Origin of the sequence: Sphingomonas sp. AOB5 (assembly GCF_029433115.1) — a bacterium.
Classification (GTDB): Bacteria; Pseudomonadota; Alphaproteobacteria; order Sphingomonadales; family Sphingomonadaceae; genus Sphingomonas.
Genome location: NZ_JARNTV010000016.1, coordinates 44,591 through 63,791, shown reverse-complemented (window position 1 = coordinate 63,791; position 19,201 = coordinate 44,591). Strand labels below are relative to the sequence as shown.

The 19,201-nt window shown below is 66.4% G+C and carries 21 protein-coding genes; 17 read left to right on the top strand and 4 right to left on the bottom strand.

Annotation, left to right across the window (positions count from 1 at the left end):
- The first annotated feature begins 4 nt into the window (after window positions 1-4).
- From P1X14_RS09485 to P1X14_RS09475, 3 genes are all read left to right on the top strand, one after another.
- Window positions 5-2,998, top strand: coding sequence for a patatin-like phospholipase family protein (locus tag P1X14_RS09485; RefSeq protein ID WP_277315103.1), 2,994 nt, complete (start codon window positions 5-7; stop codon window positions 2,996-2,998).
- Window positions 2,998-3,639, top strand: a complete 642-nt coding sequence (locus tag P1X14_RS09480) for a hypothetical protein (protein WP_277315101.1) — start codon at window positions 2,998-3,000, stop codon at window positions 3,637-3,639. Before P1X14_RS09485 ends, P1X14_RS09480 begins: the two co-directional genes overlap by 1 nt.
- A gap of 64 nt (window positions 3,640-3,703) precedes the next feature.
- A complete protein-coding gene (locus P1X14_RS09475; protein ID WP_277315099.1) occupies window positions 3,704-5,758 on the top strand; it encodes a S9 family peptidase in 2,055 nt (684 codons plus the stop codon).
- Window positions 5,759-5,760: 2 nt separating this feature from the next.
- Here P1X14_RS09475 and P1X14_RS09470 read toward each other — a convergent pair whose 3' ends face one another.
- Window positions 5,761-6,654 carry a LysR family transcriptional regulator gene (locus P1X14_RS09470; protein ID WP_277315098.1) on the bottom strand — a complete coding sequence of 298 codons (894 nt, stop codon included), beginning with the start codon at window positions 6,652-6,654 and terminating at the stop codon, window positions 5,761-5,763.
- A 113-nt stretch (window positions 6,655-6,767) separates the two neighbouring features.
- Here P1X14_RS09470 and P1X14_RS09465 point away from each other — a divergent pair, with 113 nt between their 5' ends.
- The 3 genes from P1X14_RS09465 to P1X14_RS09455 are packed head-to-tail and all read left to right on the top strand — an operon-like array spanning window position 6,768 to window position 9,317.
- Window positions 6,768-7,757, top strand: a complete 990-nt coding sequence (locus P1X14_RS09465) for an aldo/keto reductase (protein ID WP_277315097.1) — start codon at window positions 6,768-6,770, stop codon at window positions 7,755-7,757.
- 28 nt (window positions 7,758-7,785) lie between these two features.
- Window positions 7,786-8,838 (top strand): NAD(P)-dependent alcohol dehydrogenase, encoded by a 1,053-nt coding sequence (locus P1X14_RS09460; RefSeq protein WP_277315096.1) that lies wholly within the window; start codon window positions 7,786-7,788, stop codon window positions 8,836-8,838.
- Window positions 8,835-9,317: a cupin domain-containing protein gene (locus tag P1X14_RS09455; RefSeq protein ID WP_346770449.1), complete on the top strand. Its 483-nt coding sequence runs from the start codon at window positions 8,835-8,837 to the stop codon at window positions 9,315-9,317. Before P1X14_RS09460 ends, P1X14_RS09455 begins: the two co-directional genes overlap by 4 nt.
- Window position 9,318: 1 nt before the next feature.
- Here the strand turns inward: P1X14_RS09455 and P1X14_RS09450 are convergent, their stop codons facing one another.
- Window positions 9,319-10,263 (bottom strand): hypothetical protein, encoded by a 945-nt coding sequence (locus P1X14_RS09450; RefSeq protein WP_277315095.1) that lies wholly within the window; start codon window positions 10,261-10,263, stop codon window positions 9,319-9,321.
- Window positions 10,264-10,374: 111 nt separating this feature from the next.
- Between P1X14_RS09450 and P1X14_RS09445 the strand changes: the two genes are divergently transcribed.
- From P1X14_RS09445 to dmeF, 9 genes are read left to right on the top strand one after another with little or no spacing between them, the layout of a single operon-like run.
- A complete protein-coding gene (locus tag P1X14_RS09445) occupies window positions 10,375-11,487 on the top strand; it encodes a hypothetical protein (RefSeq protein WP_277315094.1) in 1,113 nt (370 codons plus the stop codon).
- The gene (coaBC, locus tag P1X14_RS09440; RefSeq protein WP_277315093.1) at window positions 11,484-12,656 is read left to right on the top strand and encodes a bifunctional phosphopantothenoylcysteine decarboxylase/phosphopantothenate--cysteine ligase CoaBC; all 1,173 of its coding nucleotides are present in this window, start codon (window positions 11,484-11,486) and stop codon (window positions 12,654-12,656) included. The genes P1X14_RS09445 and coaBC overlap by 4 nt, the downstream gene beginning before the upstream one ends.
- Entirely contained in the window at window positions 12,646-13,449 is an 804-nt protein-coding gene (locus P1X14_RS09435; protein ID WP_277315092.1) for a hypothetical protein, read from the top strand. Before coaBC ends, P1X14_RS09435 begins: the two co-directional genes overlap by 11 nt.
- The gene (dut, locus tag P1X14_RS09430; RefSeq protein WP_277315091.1) at window positions 13,450-13,896 is read left to right on the top strand and encodes a dUTP diphosphatase; all 447 of its coding nucleotides are present in this window, start codon (window positions 13,450-13,452) and stop codon (window positions 13,894-13,896) included.
- A complete protein-coding gene (locus tag P1X14_RS09425; RefSeq protein WP_277315090.1) occupies window positions 13,893-14,273 on the top strand; it encodes a hypothetical protein in 381 nt (126 codons plus the stop codon). Before dut ends, P1X14_RS09425 begins: the two co-directional genes overlap by 4 nt.
- Window positions 14,270-15,028 carry a molybdopterin-synthase adenylyltransferase MoeB gene (gene moeB / locus P1X14_RS09420; RefSeq protein WP_277315089.1) on the top strand — a complete coding sequence of 253 codons (759 nt, stop codon included), beginning with the start codon at window positions 14,270-14,272 and terminating at the stop codon, window positions 15,026-15,028. Before P1X14_RS09425 ends, moeB begins: the two co-directional genes overlap by 4 nt.
- Entirely contained in the window at window positions 15,016-15,327 is a 312-nt protein-coding gene (locus tag P1X14_RS09415; RefSeq protein ID WP_277315088.1) for a peroxiredoxin, read from the top strand. Before moeB ends, P1X14_RS09415 begins: the two co-directional genes overlap by 13 nt.
- A gap of 60 nt (window positions 15,328-15,387) precedes the next feature.
- Window positions 15,388-15,660 (top strand): metal/formaldehyde-sensitive transcriptional repressor, encoded by a 273-nt coding sequence (locus P1X14_RS09410; protein WP_277315087.1) that lies wholly within the window; start codon window positions 15,388-15,390, stop codon window positions 15,658-15,660.
- Window positions 15,657-16,571 (top strand): CDF family Co(II)/Ni(II) efflux transporter DmeF, encoded by a 915-nt coding sequence (dmeF, locus tag P1X14_RS09405; RefSeq protein ID WP_277315086.1) that lies wholly within the window; start codon window positions 15,657-15,659, stop codon window positions 16,569-16,571. The genes P1X14_RS09410 and dmeF overlap by 4 nt, the downstream gene beginning before the upstream one ends.
- A gap of 3 nt (window positions 16,572-16,574) precedes the next feature.
- Here dmeF and galU read toward each other — a convergent pair whose 3' ends face one another.
- Complete coding sequence (gene galU, locus P1X14_RS09400) at window positions 16,575-17,444, bottom strand: UTP--glucose-1-phosphate uridylyltransferase GalU (protein WP_277315085.1); 870 nt, start codon at window positions 17,442-17,444, stop codon at window positions 16,575-16,577.
- Window positions 17,445-17,519: 75 nt separating this feature from the next.
- Entirely contained in the window at window positions 17,520-17,729 is a 210-nt protein-coding gene (locus P1X14_RS09395) for a hypothetical protein (protein WP_277315084.1), read from the bottom strand.
- A 256-nt stretch (window positions 17,730-17,985) separates the two neighbouring features.
- On the opposite strand from P1X14_RS09395, the gene P1X14_RS09390 reads away from it, so the two are divergent.
- On the top strand, window positions 17,986-18,990 hold the full coding sequence (locus P1X14_RS09390; RefSeq protein WP_277315083.1) for a hypothetical protein: 1,005 nt from the start codon (window positions 17,986-17,988) through the stop codon (window positions 18,988-18,990).
- Between the two features lie 15 nt (window positions 18,991-19,005).
- Complete coding sequence (locus P1X14_RS09385) at window positions 19,006-19,185, top strand: hypothetical protein (protein WP_277315082.1); 180 nt, start codon at window positions 19,006-19,008, stop codon at window positions 19,183-19,185.
- The last annotated feature ends 16 nt before the right edge of the window (window positions 19,186-19,201 follow it).

Below are 19,201 nucleotides of genomic sequence, written 5' to 3'. Positions count from 1 at the left end.
TTGCATGGCGGAAGAAACCAAGGTCACGAATGCCCGCCCGGATGCCGATGCGGACAGCCCCATCCATTCGCTGCGCGAGGAAGCCCGGCTTTTCTATCCCTCGATCGAGGCGCTGAAGAGCAAGGACGACGCCGATCACTGGGCAGCGCTCGGGCAACTGGACGACAAGGACGCGCTGCACGCCCTGTGCCTTTCCGGCGGCGGCATCCGCAGCGCAACCTTCTGCCTCGGCATCCTTCAGGGTCTGGCGAAGAAAGAGCGGCTGGAGGATTTCCATTATCTCTCCACCGTGTCGGGCGGCGGCTATATCGGCAGCTGGCTCTCCCGCTGGCGCGCAAGCGGCGACTGGTCGCAGGAGAAGATGACCGAAGCCGCGCGGATCGATGGGGGCGAAACCAACCATCCGGTCCGGCGGCTGCGCAGCTTCAGCAACTATCTCACGCCCAATTGGGGCCTGTCCGCCGATGCGATGACGGTGGTCTCGATCTTCGTGCGCAATCTGCTGGTCAATCTGCTGATCTGGGTGCCGCTGGTACTGATCGCGGCAACCATCCCGCGCCTGCTGATCGCCGCGCTGCACGCGCCGGCCGCGGCCTATAAGCAGGACGCGATCGCCTGGGCCGCGTTCGGCATTCCGGCATTGCTCGGCGCGCTATGGGCAGCCAGCTCGATCCTCGTCTTCTTCTTCCAGCCGCCGAGCGAACGCTATGGCGAGCGCTGGTCGCGCCGGACGAGCCGGCTGCTCAGCTTCTCGATCGCCTGGCTGCTCTGGTTCGGCGCGTTCATCTATCTGCCGCTGTTTGCGCTGCGCCAGCTCGACAGCTGGCAGAACACGCCGGTGGCGCTCAGCCTGGGGGGCGGCTCGATCGCGCTGATCACCGCACTGGCCGGCTATTGGAGCCGCCATGGCGTCGAGATCAAGCGGCAGGTGACGGGCTTTGCCGACCGGATCGGCGCGCGGCTGCTCGATGTGCTCGCGGCCATCACTTTGGCCTTCATCGCCCTCGGCGCCAGCCTCATCGTCCATTACATCGTCAGCCTGGCGATGGGCACGCTCAACGGCCGCTGGCAGAGCAGCGATTATCTCGACATGCTCGATCACGCGAACGTCTGGCAGCCGCTGCTGGTCCTGCTGGCCGCGCTTGCCGCGACCCTGCTGCTGGTCTCACTGCGCGCCGGTGCGAACAACTTCTCGCTGCACGCGCTGTACGGCAATCGCCTGATCCGCGCCTATCTCGGCTCCGCCCGGTCCGCACGGCCCACCTATGGCGACGACGACAGCTATGATGTCGACGACGACATCCCGATGTCGAAGCTGGTCCCTGCGCCGGCAGAGTCCAATGCGCCGCGGCCGCCGGTGCGCCTGTTCCACGTCGTGAACATGACGCTGAACCTCGCGCGCCGGGCGCATAATCGCCGCGATTGGCAGGAGCGCCGTGCCGCGTCCTTCACGGCGACGCCGCTGCGCTGCGGATCGCCGATCCTCGGCTATGCCCCCACCGCCCATTATGGCGGCGGCAACGGCATGATGCTGGGCCGGGCGATGACGATCTCGGGCGCGGCGGTCTCGCCCAATATGGGCTATTACGGTTCGCCGCTGATGGCGCTGGTGATGGCCTTCTTCAACGTCCGGCTCGGCTGGTGGCTGCCCAATCCCGCCAAGGAGGCCGAACGCAAGGAACCGACCTTCGGCCTGCTCCAGATCCTCAACGAGGGCTTCAGCCAGACCAGCGCGGACGCCGACTGGCTCTACCTCTCCGATGGCGGCCATTTCGACAATCTCGGCCTGTACGAGATGGTCCGGCGCCGCTGCCGGCGCATCGTGGTGATTGACGCGGGATGCGATGGCGAGTTCGGCCATGGCGAGCTCCACATCGCGGTGCGCAAGATCGGCGTCGATTTCGGCATCCCGATCGAACTGCCGACCGGCCTGCCCGGGCAAAAGGGCATCGGCGAGCGGCAACGCGTGATGGTCGGCAAGATCCGCTATTCTGCGCTCGGCGAAGGCGATCAGGATGGCGAGATCTTCTGCGTGAAGCCGATGCTCACCGGCGTGGAGCCCCCGGCGCTGATCCACTATGCCGCGTCCAGCCGGCGCAGCGGCAACACCTTTCCCCACCACAGCACGCTCGACCAGTTCTTCGACGAGACCCAGTTCGAAAGCTATCGCCAGCTTGGCGAGTTCACCGCGAAGGATCTGCTCGCCGCGCTCGATTCGGGGCCGGAGCGTCATGATGCCGAGCCGGCGAAGGAGCGGACCTACTATCCGCTCTATGTGCCGCCCGAATCCGTGTCGGTTGACGCGTCGTCATCCTCGTCTCCCCGGCCCGCCGCGAGCGAACCCGATCTCCCGCCCCCGGCAATCCTGCGCGGCGTCGGTGGGATTGCGCAGAGCATTCAGGACATGAGCCCCGTTCGCCTGTTGGTCACGACGCTGGTCACCGCAGGCGGTGTGGGCGCCGCGGCTGCGGTCGGCAACGAAACGGGGAAGCGGGTCGCCGGTACGGTCGCCCCGTCTGCGGCAGTTGCCACGGTCCGGATCGACCCGAAAGACCTCCAGGCCGTCCGCGATGGCGTCACCGTGAAGGGCGTGGAAGATGCCCAGGCGCTGCTGAAGCCAATGATCGACGAGATGCGAAAGCTGCAGGAAGAGCTCAAAAAGCCGCGTCCCGGCACCTCCGGCGATCCGGTAACCGTTACGCTGGATCCCAACGTCACCAACCAGATCACTGAGATCCTCAACCAGACCACCGCGCTTCAGCAATTCACCCGCACGGTACGATATGTCGGCACCACGGACCCCGGGGGCGGACAGCCGCTGCAGATCACCCAGTCGCAACTCAACTCGCTGCTGAGCAACGTCCGCGAGCTGGTCGAGAACCTCAAGAAGAACCCTCCCGCGACCCGCGAACAGGCGACCGCACTGAACACCAACCTGACCCGGATCAGCCGTCAGATCGAGGCACTCGATCCGCGCCGCACCACGAGGAGCCAGTGATGCACGCCAGACCGTTGCGCGTCGCGCTGGCGCTCGCCCTGTCGCTGCCACTCGCGGCGTGCTGGGAACGCCCCGATCTCGTCGCGAATTGGTATCTCGCGCCGGCGCCGCTGCCCGACGGCCCGACCGATATCCCCGCGCCGGTATGGGAGCCCGCATCCGCCGAATCCGCAGATCCAGCGGTTACAGAGACGGGCGCCACCGCCGTCGGATCGGCTGCCAGGAATGACAACAGGTCGGCCGCGGAACCGCTCCCGCCGGTGCCACCCCCTACGATATATGTCGCGCTGCTCAATCGCGACCGGACCGATGTGCATGTGCAGGGCGTCACGCTCGACGATCCGCGTCAGGCGCCGCCCGAACTGATGGACGGGAAGCGCAATGCCTATGGCCCGGCGACGCTGCGTCCCCGCCATCTGCTCGTCCTTCACGTCGGTGAGGTGCCCGCTGGCCCGGCGCCGGCAAGCTGTGACGGTCCGCTCGATCCCGGCATCGTCGTGCCCGTGCGCCTCTTTGTCCGCTTCGGCCCTCCGGGAAAGAAAGCCAAGATAATGGAGGTGGCGATGCAGCAGCCCATGCCCTCGACCCTGCCCTATGAGTGGCAAACACGCTGCACCGCTGCCGGGACGCCGACCCGGTAACAGGCCCCTCTTGCGACTGCCGCCGAATTCCGCATGCTGCCGCCACCTGAGCGGGAGGAATAAGATGCTGCGCCACATGCTTGCCCTTGGCCTTTGTGCCGTCGCGGTTCCGGCGCTCGCCCAGCCTGCGCCGGTGCCCGGCCCAAACCGCATCTTCACCGGACAGGATCTGTTCGACCTCGAAGTCGCCACCGATCCGCAGATCAGTCCGGACGGGTCGATCATCGCCTATGTCCGCCGCTCCAACGACATCATGAGCGATCGCGCCCGTGCGACGATCTGGCTGATCGACGTACGTAGCGGCGTGCAAAGCCCGCTCGTCACCGGCCCCGGCAGCCATATGAGCCCGCGCTGGTCCGCGGACGGCAAGCGCCTCGCCTATATCTCTTCGGCCGAGGGCAATGGCGTGCAGCTCTTTGTCCGCTGGATGGACAGCGGCGCGACCGCACGCATTACCAACCTGCCCGATACGCCCGGCAGCATCGCCTGGTCCCCGGACGGCACCCGCATCGCCTATATCCTCCCCGTCGCCGGTCCCGGCCTCCAGCTCGGCAAGCCGCTTGCCAAGCCCGAGGGTGCGCAATGGGCGGCCCCGCTCGAAGTGATCGACAAGGTCACCTATCGCAACGACGGCGGCGGCTATGTGAAGCCCGGCTTCGATCACATCTTCGTCGTCTCGGCCGATGGCGGCGCCCCGCGCCAACTCACCTTCGGCGACATGCACGATGCCGGCCCGCTCGCCTGGACCCCGGATGGCAAGTCGATCCTGTTCAGCACGGTGCGCGGCGACGATTGGGAACGCAGCTTCAATTCCGAAGTCTATGCCCTCGACATCGCCAGCGGCGACATCCGCCCGCTCACCAGTCGCGACGGACCGGACGGCGCGCCGATCATCTCCCCGGACGGGACGAAGATCGCCTATCTCGGCTTCGACGACACCCGCCGCAGCTATGAGAATACCGAGCTGTACGTGATGAACCGTGACGGCAGCGGCGCGCGGTCGCTCACCGCCTCGCTCGACGTCAGCATCGACAGTGCGGTGTGGGCCGCCGACGGCAAGTCGCTGATCGTGTCCTACGAATATTACGGCATCGTCCGCGTCGGCCGCATCCCGCTCGACGGCAAGGCGATCCCGATGGCCCAGACCCTCGCCCCGGCACAGCTCGACCGCCCCTATGCCGGCGGCAGCTTCAGCATCGCGAAGAACGGCACCATGGCCTATACCGGCGGCTCGACATTGCGCCCGGCCGATATCTTCGTCCTGCCGGTGGGAGGCGCATCGCGCCGCCTGACCCGCCTGAACGAAGAGACGCTCGGCGCCAAGACGCTGGGTCAGGTGCAGGAGGTGCGGACCAAGGCGCCCGACGGCAAGGAGATCCAGTCCTGGCTGGTGACCCCGCCCGGCTACAAGCCCGGCACCCGCGTGCCGCTGATCCTCGAAATCCATGGCGGCCCGCACACCGCATACGGCCCCTGGTTCTCGACCGACAACCAGCTCTATGCCGCGTCGGGCTATGCGGTGCTCTACGTCAATCCGCGCGGATCGACCTCCTATGGCGAGGATTTCGCCAACCTGATCGACAAGAATTATCCCGGCCCGGACTATGACGATCTGATCGCCTCGGTCGACAAGGCGATCGAGATGGGTGTGGCCGATCCCGACAATCTGTTCGTCACCGGCGGATCGGGCGGCGGCGTGCTGACCACCTGGATCGTCGGCAAGACCAAGCGGTTCAAGGCCGCGGCGGCGCAGAAGCCGGTCATCAACTGGATCAGCGAGGCGCTGACCATGGACATGACCGTCTTCACCTCGCGCTACTGGTTCACCAAGCTGCCCTGGGAAGACCCGATGGGTTATTGGAAGCGCTCGCCGCTCAGCGTCGTCGGCAACATCACCACGCCCACGCTGGTGGTGGTCGGCGCCGAGGACTACCGCACGCCCGTCAGCGAGAGCGAACAGCTCTATGCCGCGCTCCAGATCCGCCGCGTGCCCACCGCGCTGGTGAAGGTTCCCGGCGCCAGCCATGGCGGCATCGCCGCACGGCCGTCACAGAGCGCCGCCAAGGCCGGGGCGATCCTCGCATGGTTCGACAAATACCGGACCAAGCCGGCGCAATAGGCTCAGCCGCGATACCGCAACGCCTCGATGATCAGCGCGAAGGCCGGGGAAAGCTGGCGGCGGCTGGGATAATAGAGGTGATAGCCCGAAAAGGGCGGGCAATAGGGCTGCAGCACCCGCACCAGCCTGCCCGCCGCGATATCCGCCGCCACGATATTGTCGGGCAAATGGATCAACCCATAGCCCGCACGCGCGGCGGAGAGGATCATCGAGACCTCGTTGAAGATCAGCTGGCCTTCCACCCGCACCCGTATCTCGCGCCCGTCCTGCTCGAATTCCCAGGCGTAAAGCCCGCCCAGCGTCTTCAGCCGGAGGTTGATGCAGTCATGCCCGGCCAGATCCTGCGGCGCCTGCGGCACACCGCGCCGGGCGAGATAATCGGGCGAAGCCACCGTCGCCATGCACAGGTCCGGCCCGATCCGCACCGCGATCATGTCCTTCGCCACCTGCTCGCTCAGCCGCACCCCGGCGTCGAACCGCTCGGCGACGATATCGGTCAGCGACGAATCCGCGCTGATCTCCACCTGGATCTCCGGGTGCATCAGCAACAGTGGCTCCAGCGCGGGCCACAGCACCAGATTGGCCGCATCGGGACTGGCGGTAATCCGTACCCGTCCCGCCGGCGTCTTGCGCAATTCGGTCAGCGCGGAGAGCTCCGCATCGATATCGTCGAACGCCGGGCGCAGGGTCTGAAGCAGCCGCTCGCCCGCCTCGGTCGGCATCACCCGCCGCGTCGTCCGGCTCAGCAGCCGCACGTCCAGGCGCGTCTCCAGCCGCCGGATCGTATGGCTCAGCGCCGATTGCGACGTGCCCAGCTGCGCCGCCGCGCGGGTGAAGCTGCGCGCCTCGGCCACTGCCAGGAACACGCTCAGATCGGCCAGCTCCTCGCGCCGCATATATGAATCCTCGATATGACTTCATGCACTGATTAACGCCTAATCCGGCGCAGGCCCAGTTCCTATCTCCCTGTCAGCGAGGTTCCCCCGCCTCGATTTCACGGAGATTGGTCATGAAGACACGCACGCTCGGGCGCAGCGGCCTTGAGGTTTCGGCCCTCGGCCTTGGCTGCATGGGCCTCGATTTCGGCTATGCCACCAAGGTCAGCAAGGCGGAGGGCGTGACGCTGATCCGTCAGGCCGTCGATCGCGGCGTCACCTTCTTCGACACCGCCGAAGTCTATGGCCCCTTCACCAACGAAGAGATGGTCGGCGAGGCGCTCGCCCCGGTCCGCGACCGGGTGACGATCGCCACGAAGTTCGGCTTCAACTTCGAGGACGGCAAGCAGGCGGGCCTCAACAGCCGCCCGGACAATATCCGCGCGGTTGCCGATGCGTCGCTCAAGCGGCTGGGCGTAGAAGTGATCGACCTGTTCTACCAGCACCGCGTCGATCCCGACGTGCCGGTCGAGGATGTCGCGGGCGCCGTCGCGGACCTGATCGCCGCGGGCAAGGTCCGTCATTTCGGCATGTCCGAGCCGAGCGCCGCCACCCTGCGCCGCGCCCATGCCGTCCAGCCCGTCGCCGCGCTTCAGAACGAATATTCGCTCTGGACCCGTGGGCCGGAGACCAACGGCATCCTCGAAGCCTGTGAGGAACTCGGCATCGGCTTCGTGCCGTACAGCCCGCTCGGCAAGGGCTTCCTCACCGGCGCGATGAGCGCGGATACCAAGCTGGGCGAAGGCGATTTCCGCGCCATCCTGCCGCGCTTCACCCCTGAAGCGATGGTTCGCAATCAGGCGCTGGTCGATCTGCTGAAGCGCATCGCAGTGGAGAAGCAGGCCACGCCCGCGCAGATCGCTCTCGCATGGCTGCTTGCGCAAAAGCCGTGGATCGTCCCGATTCCAGGCACCACCAAGCTGCACCGGCTCGAGGAAAATCTTGGCGCCGCGGAAATCGAGCTGACACAATCCGATCTCACCCGGATCGAGACCGCTGCGGCCGAAATACAGGTCGAAGGCGACCGCTACCCGCCGAACCTGATGGCCACTGTCGGCCGCTGATTCAAAATCTTATCCCAGGGAGCTGAAAATGACCGTCAAAGCCTATGGCGCCTACGCCGCCGACAAGCCGCTCGAATCCCTCGACATCGAACGCCGCGCACCCGGCCCGCACGATGTCCAGATCGACATCGCCTATTGCGGCGTCTGCCATTCGGACCTCCACACCGTCCGCTCCGAATGGGGCGGCACCATCTATCCCTGCGTCCCCGGCCACGAGATCGTCGGCCATGTCAGCGCGGTCGGCGAGCATGTGACGAACTTCAAGGTCGGCGACACGGTCGGCGTCGGCTGCCTCGTCGACAGCTGCCAGCATTGCGCGTCGTGCGCAGAAGGGCTGGAGCAATTCTGCGAAAACGGCTTCACCGGCACCTATAACGGCGTCACGCCGGATGCGCCGGGCCACACGCTGGGCGGCTATTCGCAGCGCATCACCGTCAGCGACAAGTTCGTGTTGAAGATCACCCATGCCGAGGAACAGCTCGCTGCGGTCGCGCCGTTGCTGTGCGCGGGCATCACCACATGGTCGCCGCTGCGCCACTGGAATGCGGGCCCGGGCAAGAAGGTCGGCATCGTCGGCATCGGCGGTCTCGGCCATATGGGCGTGAAGCTCGCCCATGCGCTCGGTGCCCATACCGTCGCTTTCACCACGTCGGAGGGCAAGCGTCAGGATGCGCTCGATCTGGGCGCCGACGAGGTGATCGTCTCGCGCAATGCGGACGAGATGGCGGCGCATGCCGGCACGTTCGATTTCATCCTGAACACCGTCGCCGCCAGCCACGATCTCGACGCCTATACCGCGTTGCTCAAGCGCGACGGCACGCTCTGCCTGGTCGGCGTGCCCGAGCATCCGCATCCCTCGCCCGACGTGTCGGCGCTGATCTTCAAGCGCAAGGCTATTGCCGGTTCGCTGATCGGCGGCATCGCCGAGACGCAGGAGATGCTCGATTTCTGCGCGGCGAACGGCATCGTCTCGGAGATCGAGATGATCCAGGTCCAGGCGATCGACGAAGCCTATGACCGCATGCAGCGCAGCGACGTGAAGTATCGCTTCGTCATCGACAACGCCTCGCTCGCCGCGTGAAGCGAGTGGCAATCGCGCTGATCGGCATTTCCCTGACGGGGCATGCCGACGCGCAGCAACGGAGCAGTTCGATGGAGATCATCCGCAACGGATCGCAGCCCTCCACCGCCGGCCCGGCCGAGTTTTTCACCGGTCGCGTGCGGCTGGACAACCGGTTCGAGCGGCCCGCCCCGTCGCGAGTGATGGGCGCCACCGTCACCTTCGAGCCGGGCGCCCGCACCAACTGGCATACCCATCCGCTCGGCCAGACCCTGATCGTCACCGCCGGCACCGGCTGGACCCAGTGCGAGGGCGGCCCGATCACCGAGATTCGCGCGGGGGACACGATCTGGTGCCCGCCCGGCCATCGCCACTGGCACGGCGCCACCCCCACCACGGCGATGACCCATATCGCGATCCAGGAAGCGCTGAACGGCAGCCCGGTCACCTGGATGGAGCCGGTCACCGACGCGCAATATCTCCCCGGCCCGCCGAAATGACCTACACCGGATCGGGCTGCGCCAGCGGGGGCCGTCCGACCCGGTAATATGCCGCGGCATGAGCCGGATCCAGGCCCATCATGGCCAGTTCGCGGATCTTGTTGAACACCAGCACGCTCGGCGCGGCGCTCACATGGCGCACGCTCTCCTGCAGCAGGTTGCGCGTCAGCACCGTCCAGCGCTCCGCATCGATCCGCGTCACCAGCCCGCCGGCTTCCAGCGCCTGCATCTGCCGCCACGCCGTCGCGTAGGGGATCGATAATGTCGCAGCCAGCCGCCGCAACGAGATCCCGACCCGCAGCTCGTCCGGCGGGATCGCGTCGGCATAAAGACGGCTGAGCACCGGATCATAGGTAACCCCGCGCACCGCGATCATCGTCAGCGCCCCCCACAGCAGATGCGCCAGCCCGGTATTCCCGGTCATCCGATAGGTATCGACCGACAGCAGCAGCGAATCGATCGCCCGTTCCAGCACATCGCCGATCCCGAAGGAGCGCCTAGCGGTAACATTCCACTCCAGATCGCAGGTCACCGAGACATCCTCGATCAGCCGCACGAACCGGTCGTGCACCTCCAGGAAATAACGCAACGCCAGCGCTTCATTCTCCGGCGTCACCGCCAGCGAGACGCCGCGCGGCGATACGGCGAACATCCCCAGCCCGCACATCCGGTTCACCCGCCGCCGCGTCGTTTCGGGCGCACGACCGGTCGACAGCGCGATCTTGCGGATCGAGATGCTGCGCTCCGCCACCTCCGGGCGCTCCAGCACGTCGCCCCGGATCCAGTCCGGCAGGCAGACCCGCGCGACCACGCCATATTCGATGCCGTGATAGAAATCGGGGAATATCTCGGTGGCCATCTGCACCGAGGCGACTTCCATTTCGGTCCGCAGGCGGATCAGCTGGCGCAGGCAGATATCGGGAGAACGCCGGGACACGGCCGTCATGTGACCCATCGAGGCGAAGGCGTCCACATATATCCATAATGGGTAGGACCGGCCGACTTGTATGCGCCTCCCCTCGACACTCCCCGTCCCCGGCGTGTAACCCCACCGGGCATGGCACGCACCACGCCCTTCTGGCTCGCCGCCCCGACCCGTTTCGCCTCGTTCAAGCGCGGGCATGCGCGGATCGGCATTGCGATCGTGCTGACGCTGCTCCTCGCGACGCTCACCGCGCTCACGGTGGCCAATCCGCCCGAGCTCGGCGCGATCAGCGGCGGCGAGCGGCCGCAGACCGACCTGATGCTCTACGAGAACATCGTCGCGGGTATCAAAGGCGGCGGGAGCTATTACGCCGTTGCCGCTGACGCGCTGCGCGCCGGGGACTATCCGTTGCGCCCCTTCCTCACCTTCCGCCTGCCTGGCCTCGCGACGATCCTCGCCGCGCTGCCGCCATGGGCACCACAACTGCTGCAACTGATGCTCGCACTCACCGTCGCGGTCACCTGGATGCTGCGCCTGCGCCCGGCTCTGCCGCGCCTCGCGCCGATGCTGGCGGCGGCGATCCTGCTTGCCGGATCTTTGCTCGCCTTCGCCCAGCCGGGGCTGGTCGCCTTCCACGAGATCTGGGCAGGGCTGCTCGTCGCGCTCTCGCTCGGCATGCGCAAACCCGGCCGCTGGATCGAGCCGGTCGCGATCGCGCTCGCCGCGATGCTGATCCGCGAGACCGCGGCGCTCTACGCCATCATCATGCTCGCCTTTGCCTGGCTGGAGGGCGAGCGGCGCGAAGCGATCGGCTGGGGCATCGCACTCGCCGCATTCGGCGCCGCGCTCGGCGTCCATGCCTATGCGGTCAGCGGCGTCACCGGCCCGCTCGACGCCATGTCGCCGGGCTGGGCAGGACTGCAAGGCTTCGGCCTGTTCGTGAAATCGCTCACCCTCGCCACCGCGCTCCAGCTGCTCCCGCTCTGGGCCGGCGCGCTGTTGGTCGGACTGGCGCTGACCGGCTGGGCGGCGTGGAACGACCCACTGGGCCTGCGCATGATCGCGATCCTTTCCGCCTACGCGCTGGTGATCGGCATCTTCGCCCGGCTCGACACCTTCTACTGGGGCCTGATGGTCGCCCCCGTCTTCCTGCTCGGCCTCGTCTTCGTGCCCGACGCGATCCGCGATCTGGTGACCCAGTCGCTCGACAGGAAGCGCATCACCGTGACAAGGGTGACGCGATGACCCGCAAGATCCTCCTCATCGTCGGCGGCGGCATTGCGGCGTACAAGGCGTGCGAACTGATCCGTCTGTGCCGCAAGGCCGGGATCGAAGTGAAGGTCGTGCTCACCGCGGGTGGCGCGCATTTCGTCACGCCGATGACGCTCGCGGCACTGTCCGAGAACCAGGTCTACACGACCTTGTGGGACCTCAAGGACGAGGCCGAGATGGGCCATATCCAGCTCAGCCGCGAAGCCGATCTGGTCGTCGTCGCTCCTGCCACGGCCGATCTGATGGCGAAGATGGCGGCAGGCATCGCCGACGATCTGGCGACCACCCTGCTGCTCGCCACCGACAAGCCCGTCCTTGCCGCGCCAGCGATGAATGTCCGCATGTGGCAGCATGCCGCCACGCGCCGGAACGTCGCCCAGCTTCGCGCCGATGGCGTGACCGTGATCGAGCCGGATGAAGGCCCGATGGCCTGTGGCGAATTCGGCCCCGGCCGCCTGCCCGAACCCGAAGCGATCCTCGCCGCGATCCAGCGCACGTTCGGCGCCGCCGGGCCGCTGTCCGGCAAGCACGTCCTCGTCACCGCCGGCCCCACCCATGAGCCGATCGATCCGGTCCGCTACATCGCCAACCGCTCCTCGGGCCGTCAGGGCTATGCCATTGCCGGCGCCCTCGCCGCGCTCGGCGCGCGGGTCACCCTCGTCTCCGGGCCGGTCACCCTGCCCACCCCCGCAGGCGTCACGCGGGTCGATGTCGAGACCGCCCGGGAAATGGCCGCAGCAGTCGATGCCGCCCTGCCTGCCGATGCCGCGGTGATGGTCGCCGCGGTTGCCGACTGGCACGTCGAAGCCTCGGACCAGAAGATCAAGAAGGGCAGCGGCGCGCCCGCGCTCGCCCTGTCGGAGAACCCGGACATTCTCGCCACCCTCGCCGCCTCGCCCAACCGGCCGAAGCTGGTGGTGGGCTTCGCGGCCGAGACCGAGACGGTGATCGAACATGCCACCGCGAAACGTGCCCGCAAGAACGCCGACTGGATTGTCGCCAACGATGTTTCCGGCGATGTGATGGGCGGTGAAAGCAACACCGTGCATCTGGTCACCGCCACTGGCGTCGAGCATTGGGAAAAGCTGCCCAAGGGTGCCGTCGCCGCGCGTCTGGCGCAAAGGATCGCCGATGCGCTCTAGCCCGATCCTCGCCATGCTGCTGCTGGCAGGCTGCACCATGACGCCCGCCCCGCAACCGGCCGCGCCGGCGGCGGAAAAGCTGCATGTCGAGCGGTTCGGCGACACCCGCCCCGCTCAGGTCCGCACGCTGATCGTCGTCCTGCACGGCGACGGATCGCCCAATGTCCGCGCCGACGAATATGCCTTCGCCGCCGCCGCGGTGCGCGCGATTCCCTCTAGCGTCGCGGTCGCCGTCCTGCGCCCCGGGTATGAAGACGCACGCGGCAAGCGCTCGTCGGGCGAACGCGGCAGCGATACCGGCGACAATTACACAGGCGATCGGCTGGGGCTGGTCGGCGATGCGATCCTCGACCTCAGGAATAGTTACCCCGCCGCGCGCATCCTGGTCGTCGGCGATGAGGGCGGCGCGGCGATGGCCGCCAATCTCGCGGGCCTGCGCCCCGGCATCTTCGATGGCATGGTTCTGGTCGGCTGCCCCTGCACCCTGCCCGAATGGCGCAGCCATATGGCGCGCACCACGTCGAACCCCGGCTGGGCCGCGCCCGTCACCAGCCTCGATCCGCTCAAGACCGCAGGCGGCATCCGCCCGGGCCTGCGTGCCGCGATCCTGGTCGGCGCCGACGACAAGATCACCCCGGCCCGCTTCTCGCGCTCCTATGCCGAGGCACTCAGCCTGCGCGGCATCGCCACCGATTATCGCATCGTGCCCGGCAAGGGCCACGACCTGCTCGGTGATCCCGAAGTCCTTGCCGCCACCACGCGCCTTGCCGCGTCGATTCCCGGAAAGCCCTGAATGCTCGCTCCCATCACCATCGCCCTGCAACGCCTCCCCCATGGCGAGGGCCTGCCCGTGCCCGCCTATGCCACCGAAGGCGCGGCCGGCATGGACGTGGTCGCGGCCGAGGATCTGACGCTGGCCCCCGGCGGCCGCCATGCCGTCGCGACCGGCTTCGCGATGGCGATCCCCGTGGGATACGAAGTACAGGTTCGCCCGCGCTCCGGCCTTGCGCTCAAGTATGGCATCACCTGCCTCAACACGCCCGGCACGATCGACAGCGACTATCGCGGCGAAGTCAAGGTGATCCTCGCCAATCTGGGCGACACCCCCTTCCCCATCGCCCGCGGCGACCGCATCGCGCAGTTGGTTCCGGCCCCCGTCCAGCGCGCCGAACTGGCGCTGGTCGAGACGCTCGACGAGACCGCGCGCGGCGCAGGCGGCTTCGGATCGACCGGCCGGTGATCGCACTCGCCCTTCTTTTGGCAACCGGCGCGCAGGAAGCGGGGATCGACTGGACCGCGCTCCCCGCGCTGCCCTATCGCGCCCCGCCGGTGGTGACGCAGGGCATGCACGACTTCGCCCATCGCGAGGTCCGCGCGCGCAAATGCCCGTTGCCGAAGGTCGCGGGCCCTTCGCAGACGATGAGCGTCGAACTTGCCCTGCTGGTCGATGGTTCGGGCGAAGTGCGTACGGTCGTGCCTCGCGCCATCGATTGCCCCACAGTCGAGCAATATGCCGCCGGCCTCACCGCGGGCTTCGCACGCAACAACCTGCTCCCGCGCAGCGGCGCGGCCGAGCAATGGTTCAAGACGACCGTCACCTTCACCTGGCGGAAATGACCTTCACCGACGCGGAACTGGAGCGCTACGCCCGCCACATCGTGCTGCGCGAGATCGGCGGCGGCGGACAGGCACTGCTGAAGGCCGCCAGCGTGCTGGTGATCGGCGCGGGCGGGATCGGGTCGCCGGCGCTCCAATATCTGGCTGCGGCCGGAATCGGGTATCTCGCTGTCGCCGATGACGACAAGGTGGATCTCTCCAACCTTCAGCGCCAGACGCTCTTCGGCACGGACGATGTCGGCAAGGACAAGGCCGCGGCTGCGGTCGATGCGATGGAACGGCTGAATCCGGCGATTCGTCCCGGCGGACTAAGCACGCGGATCGAAGCGGCCAACGCAGATGAGATTTTCGACCTGCTGAAGCCCGATGTCGTCCTCGACGGCACCGACAATTTCGCCACCCGTCTGCTCGTCGCCGATGCGTGCCAGCGTCACCACGTACCGCTGGTCAGCGCTGCGGTCGGCGAGTTTGAAGGCCAACTCGGCGTCTTCCGCGGCTGGGAAGCGGACAAGCCCTGCTATCGCTGCTTCGTCGGCGCGAACCCCGAACGCGAGGGTGTCAGCTGCGCCGAACAGGGCGTGCTCGGCGCGCTCACCGGCGTGATGGGCAGCCTTGCTGCGCTCGAGGTGATCCGCGCCATCGTTCCCTTCGGCGAGGACAGCGCGGGCAAGCTGTTGCTGGTCGATGCGCTCAACCTGCGCTTCCGTACGCTCACCTTACCCAAAGACCCCGGATGCCCGTCATGCGCGGTCTGACCATCCTCGTCGCCACCGCCGATGCTGAGCGGTTCCGCATGGCGCTGACCCTCGCTGCCGCAAACGCAGCGCTGGGCGGCCGGACACGCGTCTATCTCCACGAAGCCGCGGTCGCACTGCTCGGCACGGACGAGCCGCTGATCGCCACCGCGATGGAAACCGGCGCGACGCTGATCGCCTGCCAGACCGGCCTCGCCATCGCAGAGATGGATGCGAGCGCGCTCCCAGAGGGCGTCGAGACCGGCGGCCTTGTCGGCATCCTTGCCGATCTCGGCGACGACCAACTGACGACAGTCTAGCGCGGCATCCCTCGCCCGGATTTGCGGGTACGCGCCACATATACTATACCCCCCTATATTATGTCGCACACCCACGCCAATCCCGAGCTGATCGCCCGCGTCCGCCGCATCGGCGGTCAGGTCGCCGCGGTCGAACGCAGCCTCACCACCGACGCGCCCTGCGCCGAGATCCTCCAACTGGTCGCTGCGGTCCGCGGCGCGGTGAACGGCCTGATGGACGAGATCATCGCCGATCATCTCGAATCGCATGTCGCCGCCCCCGGGCTGGACGATGCCGAGCGCGCGCAGGGCGCTGCCGAACTGCTGGCGGTGATCCGCCGCTACGCCAAATGAGCGCCGCCGCGATGAAGCATGATCACGATTTCCTCGGCGCGAACCACGAGGCCAATGCGCGCCGCACGCGCTGGGTCGTGCTGCTGACCGCCGCGATGATGGTGGCGGAGATCATCGCCGGCTACACGACCGGATCGATGGCACTGCTGGCCGATGGCTTTCACATGGCGACCCATGCCGGCGCGCTGGGCGTCGCCGCGATCGCCTATGGCTATGCCCGCCGTCACGTCGCCAACCCGCGCTACAGCTTCGGCACCGGCAAGGTCGGCGATCTGGCGGGCTTCGCCTCGGCGTTGATCCTGTTGATGGTCGCATTGGGCATCGCGGTGGAGTCGGCGATCCGCCTCGCCAATCCGGTCCGGGTCGATTTCGGCGACGCGACGCTGGTCGCGATCATCGGCCTGATCGTGAATCTGGTCAGCGCCGCGCTGCTGGGGCACGGCCATCATCACGATGATCACGACCACCACCACGATCATGGCCATGGCCACGAGCATCATCACCATCACGACAATAATCTGCGCGCCGCTTACCTGCATGTGCTGGCCGACGCGCTGACATCCGTGCTCGCGATCGCCGCGTTGCTTGCGGGCCGCTATCTCGGCTGGGGCTGGATGGATCCGGCGATGGGGATCGTCGGCGCGCTAGTGATCGCGCGCTGGTCATGGTCGCTGATCCGCGACACCTCGGCGGTACTACTCGACACCGCCGATCCGCACCTGATCGACGAGATCCGCGATTGCGTGGAGGGTCCCGGCGACGCCCGCATCGCCGATCTTCACGTCTGGCGGATCGGTCCGCAGGCGCATGCCGCGCTGGTCGAGGTCGCTTGCGGCGCGTCCGCCGCAACGATCCGCGAGCGCCTGCGCCCGGTCCACGAAATCGCGCATCTCACCGTCGAGATACGCTGAGCCTCAGCCCAGCGCCTTCACCGCAAACTCGCGCACCGCCGGCCCGATATCCTCGCGGCCCAGCGACACGGCGATGTTCGCCTGGATGAAGCCGGCCTTGTCGCCGCAATCGTGGCGCACGCCATCGAAGGTCACGCCATGGAACGCCTGGTCGCCGATCATCCGCGCCATCGCGTCGGTCAGCTGGATCTCGCCGCCAGCGCCCTTTTCCTGCCCTTCGAGCACCCGCATCACTTCGGGCTGAAGGATATAGCGGCCGATCACCGCCAGATTCGAAGGCGAGGTTCCACGCTTCGGCTTTTCGACCAGCCCCTTCACTTCGGTCAGCGCGCCATCGCGCTTGCCGGGGGTGATGATGCCGTATTTGTCGGTGGCGTCCTCGGCGACTTCCATCGCGCAGATCATGTTGCCGCCGGTCTTGTTATAGGCTTCGACCATCTGCTTGAGGCAGCCCGGCTTGCCCATCATGAAATCGTCGGCCAGCAGCACCGCGAACGGCTCGTCGCCCACGATGTCGCGCGCGCACCACACCGCATGGCCAAGACCCATCGGCTCCTGCTGGCGCACATAGGCGACCGCACCAGGCTTAAGCCGCGTCGCGTCGAGCACCTCGAGCGACTTGCCGCGCGCCGACATGGTGGTTTCCAGCTCGTACGCGATGTCGAAATGGTCCTCGATCGCGCTTTTGCCGCGGCCGGTGACGAAGATCATCTGCTCGATCCCGGCTTCCAGCGCTTCGTCCACGGCATACTGGATCAGCGGGCGGTCCACGACCGGCAGCATTTCCTTGGGCATCGCCTTGGTCGCAGGCAGGAATCGCGTTCCCAGTCCGCCCACCGGGAATACGGCCTTACGCAGTGGTTTGATCGACATTCGCGTCTCCTGATCGTCCGTTCGCAAATACGGACGGATCAAAAATGGTGCAATGCAATATAAAGTGTTTCGAGTTCAGAGCGCCGGAACAAGCGTCCCGTTAAGGACGATTGAAGCGGCGTTGAGCGTGAAGACCCCGTTCACCCCGCCATGCAGCGGCGACAGTTCGATATTGCTGACCGGCTGACCCGGAGCATTGGTTTCCGCCATCGCACGGGGGCTCCAGATCATCGTCCCGGCGAACGCCGCCGCACCCGATCCGATCAGCAACTGCCTGCGGTCCATTACACACCCCTTTTCGGACTCGATCGTCCGCGCCGGACCCTAGATCGCCGCCCGCGCTTGTCAAATTCTGCATGCAACTATCGCAACGAGTGAAATTTATTTGAAATATTGATCTCGGTTAAGCCCTCGAAATGACGCCATTTTTGCGTGAATTTCTGCTCTCCACCGCCCAACCCACTGCTCAGAAACATAAGTTTTGGTGACAATAGCGAAACGAGTGACTAGGTGAAAATACGTACACGGGAGGGTGGGCCAGATGGCCGGGTTTGATATTTTAAATGTGATTGGTGACGACTGGAACGACTCCGAAAGTCTGTTCGGCGGCATCAAGGTTTCGATTACGGATATCGCATCGTACCCTACGTCGCGGTTCCTCGAATTCGTGCTGAACGGCAATCCGATCTTTCGTGTGCTCAAGACCGGCGAGACGGTGATCAGCAATGCTTCCGGCAGTTCGATCGGCGGCATCGGCATGCGCGGCAATTCGGGCGAGATGGCGCTGACCTCGCAGATCAGCCCGCATACCGGCATTCCGGCCGACGTGTTCCGCTGGGCTTGGGAAAATGGCGTCGTCGGAAACGCTTCGGTGCTTCGCGGCATGGGCAGCAATCGCCTGTCGCTGGAAAGCAACGGCATCATCACCCAGATCTCGGCCAACAGCCGGTTCGAGTTCGAAGGCTATATCTCGCAACGCGTGATCTTCGTCGGGTTCGAAGCCGCAAGCGCGATCGGCAAGACGATCGACTTCAACAATTACGGCCAGACGCCGACCCGCGCCAATCCGGTGGTGTCGATCTCGGTTCAGGATCCCACCGACGACGCACTTCATATCGGCACGTTCGACGGCCGCGACTGGGTGACCAAGGCGCGGTTTACCGGCGAGGGCCTGCTGCACAATTCGCGCGGGTTCATCTGCACGGTGGAAGGCGAGGCCAATCCCAAGTTCCAGCTCGGCCTCGATACGGTCAACCGGCCATTCATCGGCATGGGCCCGGGCGGAGACACCTTCTACGACGCCACCTTCCGCCGCGCCGGGCCGAACATGTTCTCCATCGGCGGCATGACGACGAACTTCCCGGCGCTCAAGCGTGCCGATTCCTGGCTGCAGATCCGCGTCGCCAACGATTCGGATTTCACCCATATTCAGGGTAAGCTGACCACTGATACTTTCGCCGTTGCGGAAACGATCACGCCCGACAGCACTTTGACGCTGTATGATGCGGCAGGCGTTGCCTACAAGGTTCCCTGCATCGCCGCCTGACCTGGAATACCGACTATGACCAAGATCGTGATCGAACTCGATGATGCCGAGTTCAAGTCGCTCGCCAATCTGCTCGATGGCGCCGTGCGCGCGGGCGGACTGCGCGCCGCGAAGGAGGCGCTGCCCATTACCGCGATAATGGAAGCGGCCTATGTCGTTGCGCATCCCGAGCTGGCCGGTTCGGATCCCATCTGATCGCCAGCCTGATCTG

Coding starts and splice junctions, on each gene's coding strand:
- coaBC (WP_277315093.1), top strand. CDS start 11,484: ATGACCCGCAAGATCCTCCTCATCGTCGGCGGCGGCATTGCGGCGTAC.
- P1X14_RS09435 (WP_277315092.1), top strand. CDS start 12,646: ATGCGCTCTAGCCCGATCCTCGCCATGCTGCTGCTGGCAGGCTGCACC.
- P1X14_RS09460 (WP_277315096.1), top strand. CDS start 7,786: ATGACCGTCAAAGCCTATGGCGCCTACGCCGCCGACAAGCCGCTCGAA.
- P1X14_RS09470 (WP_277315098.1), bottom strand. CDS start 6,654: ATGCGGCGCGAGGAGCTGGCCGATCTGAGCGTGTTCCTGGCAGTGGCC.
- P1X14_RS09450 (WP_277315095.1), bottom strand. CDS start 10,263: ATGACGGCCGTGTCCCGGCGTTCTCCCGATATCTGCCTGCGCCAGCTG.
- P1X14_RS09395 (WP_277315084.1), bottom strand. CDS start 17,729: ATGGACCGCAGGCAGTTGCTGATCGGATCGGGTGCGGCGGCGTTCGCC.
- dmeF (WP_277315086.1), top strand. CDS start 15,657: ATGAGCGCCGCCGCGATGAAGCATGATCACGATTTCCTCGGCGCGAAC.
- P1X14_RS09415 (WP_277315088.1), top strand. CDS start 15,016: ATGCGCGGTCTGACCATCCTCGTCGCCACCGCCGATGCTGAGCGGTTC.
- P1X14_RS09465 (WP_277315097.1), top strand. CDS start 6,768: ATGAAGACACGCACGCTCGGGCGCAGCGGCCTTGAGGTTTCGGCCCTC.
- P1X14_RS09445 (WP_277315094.1), top strand. CDS start 10,375: ATGGCACGCACCACGCCCTTCTGGCTCGCCGCCCCGACCCGTTTCGCC.
- P1X14_RS09390 (WP_277315083.1), top strand. CDS start 17,986: ATGGCCGGGTTTGATATTTTAAATGTGATTGGTGACGACTGGAACGAC.
- P1X14_RS09485 (WP_277315103.1), top strand. CDS start 5: ATGGCGGAAGAAACCAAGGTCACGAATGCCCGCCCGGATGCCGATGCG.
- P1X14_RS09410 (WP_277315087.1), top strand. CDS start 15,388: ATGTCGCACACCCACGCCAATCCCGAGCTGATCGCCCGCGTCCGCCGC.
- galU (WP_277315085.1), bottom strand. CDS start 17,444: ATGTCGATCAAACCACTGCGTAAGGCCGTATTCCCGGTGGGCGGACTG.
- P1X14_RS09475 (WP_277315099.1), top strand. CDS start 3,704: ATGCTGCGCCACATGCTTGCCCTTGGCCTTTGTGCCGTCGCGGTTCCG.
- moeB (WP_277315089.1), top strand. CDS start 14,270: ATGACCTTCACCGACGCGGAACTGGAGCGCTACGCCCGCCACATCGTG.
- P1X14_RS09480 (WP_277315101.1), top strand. CDS start 2,998: ATGCACGCCAGACCGTTGCGCGTCGCGCTGGCGCTCGCCCTGTCGCTG.
- P1X14_RS09385 (WP_277315082.1), top strand. CDS start 19,006: ATGACCAAGATCGTGATCGAACTCGATGATGCCGAGTTCAAGTCGCTC.
- dut (WP_277315091.1), top strand. CDS start 13,450: ATGCTCGCTCCCATCACCATCGCCCTGCAACGCCTCCCCCATGGCGAG.